We start from the raw sequence: 3,592 nt of genomic DNA on the forward strand, positions 1-3,592 counted from the left end.
CAGTCAGGAAAGTGGCACAAAATTGCTGGAGGTGGTTAGGATAATTTAAGTACCCTAGGAAAAGAGGTAGTACCAGACTTTTGTGGCGTTAAGGACGATCGCAATTCACCACAAACTACACTAAAGCGTAAAAATAGACTTAAACATAAGTAACTCAAAGAACAAATTTCGACTGTAAGCAAATTGTAAAATCCCAAGGCCGAGTGCCCATTCCCCCTTATCCATGAACCAATACACCAAACCCTTCCCCTGGCTCAAAAGCATCTTCTTTACCGGAGCGATCGCAACGACAGCAGCTTTTTCTCTTTTGGCACCAATGGGCGATCGCTCGGTATTTGCTGCTCTTCAGGATAGCCCAAAAAACATCGTTGATGAAGTCTGGCAAATTGTAAATAGCGACTATGTAGACAACACATTCAACAACGTAGATTGGCAAGTAACCCGCAAACAGCTACTTAGCAGGGACTACACCTCCAAACAACAAGCCTACGATGCAATCCGCAAAGCTCTGGAGCCTTTGGCAGATCCCTATACCCGTTTCCTAGATCCAGAGCAGTTTAAATCCCTAACCAGCCAAACGGCAGGAGAATTATCTGGGATAGGGATTCGTTTAGGTTTGAACGAAAAAAATCAAAAGCTAATGGTTGTCGAACCCATCGAAAATTCTCCAGCCGCTCAAGCTGATATTAAATCTGGAGATGAAATCGTCGCTATTGATAGTAAATCTACAGAAGGAATGACAGCAGAAGAAGCTTCTGCTTTAATTCGAGGGGAAGTAGGTACAGATATTACTTTAAAGATATCTAGAGAAGATAAAGGTATCTTCGATGTCAAGCTGACTCGCGCTCAGATCGAACTACCCGCTGTCCATTCTAGCGTCAAGCAAGAAGGGAAGATGAAGGTTGGCTATATCATTTTGGATGAATTTAGCTCCCATGCAGCGGAACAAATGGAGCGCAGCATTAAAAATCTCAACTCTCAGAAAATAGATGGCTATGTTTTAGATTTGCGGGGAAATCCTGGGGGATTACTCCATGCCAGTATTGCAATTGCCAGGATGTGGATCGATAATGGCGAAATTGTTCACACGATCGATCGTAAAGGCGGCGAACAGAAATTTTCTGCTAACCAATCTGCGATCACTCAACTTCCCTTGGTAGTATTGGTAGATGGAAACTCCGCTAGTGCTAGCGAAATTCTCACTGGAGCGCTCAAAGATAATAAACGAGCAACTATAGTTGGTTCTCGTACATTTGGTAAAGCAGTTGTTCAGTCAGTTCATTCATTATCTGATGGTTCCGGCTTGGCTGTAACAATTTCTCGTTACTATCCTCCTAGCGGTGCTGATATCAACCATAAGGGTATTGTGCCCGACATCAAACTTGACTTAAGCACCGAGCAGCAAAAGCGTCTGGCAATAAACCCAGAGTTACGAGCCACTAGCGACGATCCTCAATACAAGCAAGCGATCGCATCTCTGGAAAATATTGCTCTAACTCCACCAGGGGCAAGTCAACCTGTAAAGCCAATTAGTATTCGGTAACTGACTAGTTATTGATTATTGGTTATTGGTTATTGGATTTTCAACAAACAACAAAAAACAAACAACAAACAACTAATTACCACCATTACGCCATTTAGCTAAAATTTCCTGAGCTTTGGGATCGAGAGAATTAAATAAAAAACGACTCCGAGATTGCTTTTGCGATCGCTGTTTGATATTAACTTGTCGAGCAGTCAATCCTACATCGCACTCTAGTTGTAGGGATGATATCCATTCTGCCCCATATCCTACTACAACTAACCTTTGTTCTCGATCTGAAGTAGCAACAATTAATCGTTGTCTTTGTCTCTCCTCCTGACTGCGAAACGAAGCACAGAATTTTTCAATATAACTGTCGGCTGTTTGTCCAAAGTCGGTATAACAAACAGACAAAAAATTAGTGAATCCTTCCTGATGAGCCTGTGACTTTTGATACTGAGCATCAAAGACGATCTGAGTTGTGTAGCCAACAAAGGCACTATAATTAATTAAAGCCTCGACTAGCTCTTGGCGAGCAGCACAAAGTCCTTGGCGATCGCGGGTTTTGTTCAATCTAGACCAAGCACCAATTATATTATATCCATCAACTAGTAAAATAGTCTGGGGTGGGTGAGGAGACATTCTTCAAGGTCAATTATTTATTAATATAAAGGATGAAATATGAAGTGTTTATTATAAAATAAAAGCGAAATAGAGATTGTAACACAAATAAAGTAATAATTTTCATAATTCATACTTCATCCTTCATAAGTCTTTGCTTGAGGCGTTGTGGTTCTCCTCGATCTACCACCTTACCTTGTTCCAACAGAAACGCGCCATCACAATAATTCAATTCCTCCAAGCGGTGCGTCACCCAAAGGGCAGTTAAACCGCGACTTTTAACCAAGCGTTGCACTTGTGCTACCAAGTCAAGTTGAGTATCGGGATCGAGGAGTGCAGTAGGCTCATCAAAAAGTAAAACCTCCGACTGACGAGCGATTGCACCTGCGATCGCAATCCGCTGCTTTTGTCCACCACTGAGAGCGTAAATCGGGCGGCGCTGAAAATCGAGCAAATTCACTGCCGCTAGAGCTTCCCTCACTCTGGCACGAATTTGATCGTTTGAAAGCTTTTCTTCCACCAGCCCAAATGCCACATCTGCTCCAACTGTAGGCATTACGAGTTGGTGATCCGGATTCTGGAAAACAAAACCCACTAATCCTGAAATCTCAATTTCCCCCGATTGGGGTGATAATAGTCCCGCTAGCAATTGAAGTAAAGTAGATTTCCCACTACCATTTGTCCCCAAGAGCATCCAAAACTCACCCTTGGGAACTTCCAGAGAGCAAGAGCGCAAAACAGATGCTCCTGTAGGCCAGGTAAAGGACAGATTCCTGACGCTAATTGCTTTTTCAGTTATGGCGTTGCTGCCAGTTTCTTCATTCATAATGAATAAAACATGAAGGTTGAAGGATGAAGGTTGAAGGTTGAAGGTTGAAGTATGAATGTTGAAACATGAAGTATGAAAAATGAATGTTGAAAGATGAAGTATGAAGTATGTTGAAACATGAAGTATGAAGGGTAAAGTATGAAAATACTAAAATAAGTATTCAAGAAGACAAGCTCCTGAATTAATTCCTGATTTTTACTTCACCCTTCATCCTTCACACTTTATCCTTCATCCTTCACACTTTATCCTTCACACTTTATCCTTCACACTTCATCCTTCACCCTTAACAACCTCCTCTTCAGCCATAGAAAAGAAACCAGGAGATCGCCCCGATGAAGCAGTACTGGATTTCTCAGAAATCATCACAGCACTAATGCGATCGCTAAAAACCGCAATTTTCTTCTCTGTCTGGCGATCGCAGCTCAATTCCAACAACTGAGGTTCCTTGGAGCGCATGGCTGTAATAATTTCCTGGTAAGTCGCCTCAGCCCCTTCTGCCTCCTTGCGCTGTACGGACAGCGGCATGGACATGTATTTTAGAGTCAAGTCTATTGTGAACATTCTTCAGCTTAATTCCTAGGCATTCTTTCTTTTATTATCTTAGGGAATCGGGAATAGAA

4 protein-coding genes are annotated in these 3,592 nt (G+C 42.2%); 1 reads left to right on the forward strand and 3 read right to left on the reverse strand.

The features are described from left to right. The first annotated feature begins 223 nt into the window (after positions 1–223). Positions 224–1,543 (forward strand): carboxyl-terminal processing protease CtpB, encoded by a 1,320-nt coding sequence (ctpB, locus tag NJ959_RS27250; protein ID WP_254014899.1) that lies wholly within the window; start codon positions 224–226, stop codon positions 1,541–1,543. 72 nt (positions 1,544–1,615) lie between these two features. On the opposite strand, the gene NJ959_RS27255 is transcribed toward ctpB, so the two are convergent. From NJ959_RS27255 to NJ959_RS27265, 3 genes are all read right to left on the reverse strand, one after another. Then, a complete protein-coding gene (locus NJ959_RS27255; RefSeq protein WP_254014900.1) occupies positions 1,616–2,164 on the reverse strand; it encodes an NYN domain-containing protein in 549 nt (182 codons plus the stop codon). A gap of 109 nt (positions 2,165–2,273) precedes the next feature. Beyond that, positions 2,274–2,969, reverse strand: coding sequence for an energy-coupling factor ABC transporter ATP-binding protein (locus NJ959_RS27260; protein WP_254014901.1), 696 nt, complete (start codon positions 2,967–2,969; stop codon positions 2,274–2,276). A 273-nt stretch (positions 2,970–3,242) separates the two neighbouring features. Further along, complete coding sequence (locus tag NJ959_RS27265; RefSeq protein ID WP_254014902.1) at positions 3,243–3,533, reverse strand: UPF0367 protein family; 291 nt, start codon at positions 3,531–3,533, stop codon at positions 3,243–3,245. Positions 3,534–3,592 lie beyond the last annotated feature (59 nt).

Origin of the sequence: Limnofasciculus baicalensis BBK-W-15 (assembly GCF_024178385.1) — a bacterium.
GTDB classification, from domain to species: Bacteria; Cyanobacteriota; Cyanobacteriia; order Cyanobacteriales; family Coleofasciculaceae; genus Limnofasciculus; species Limnofasciculus baicalensis.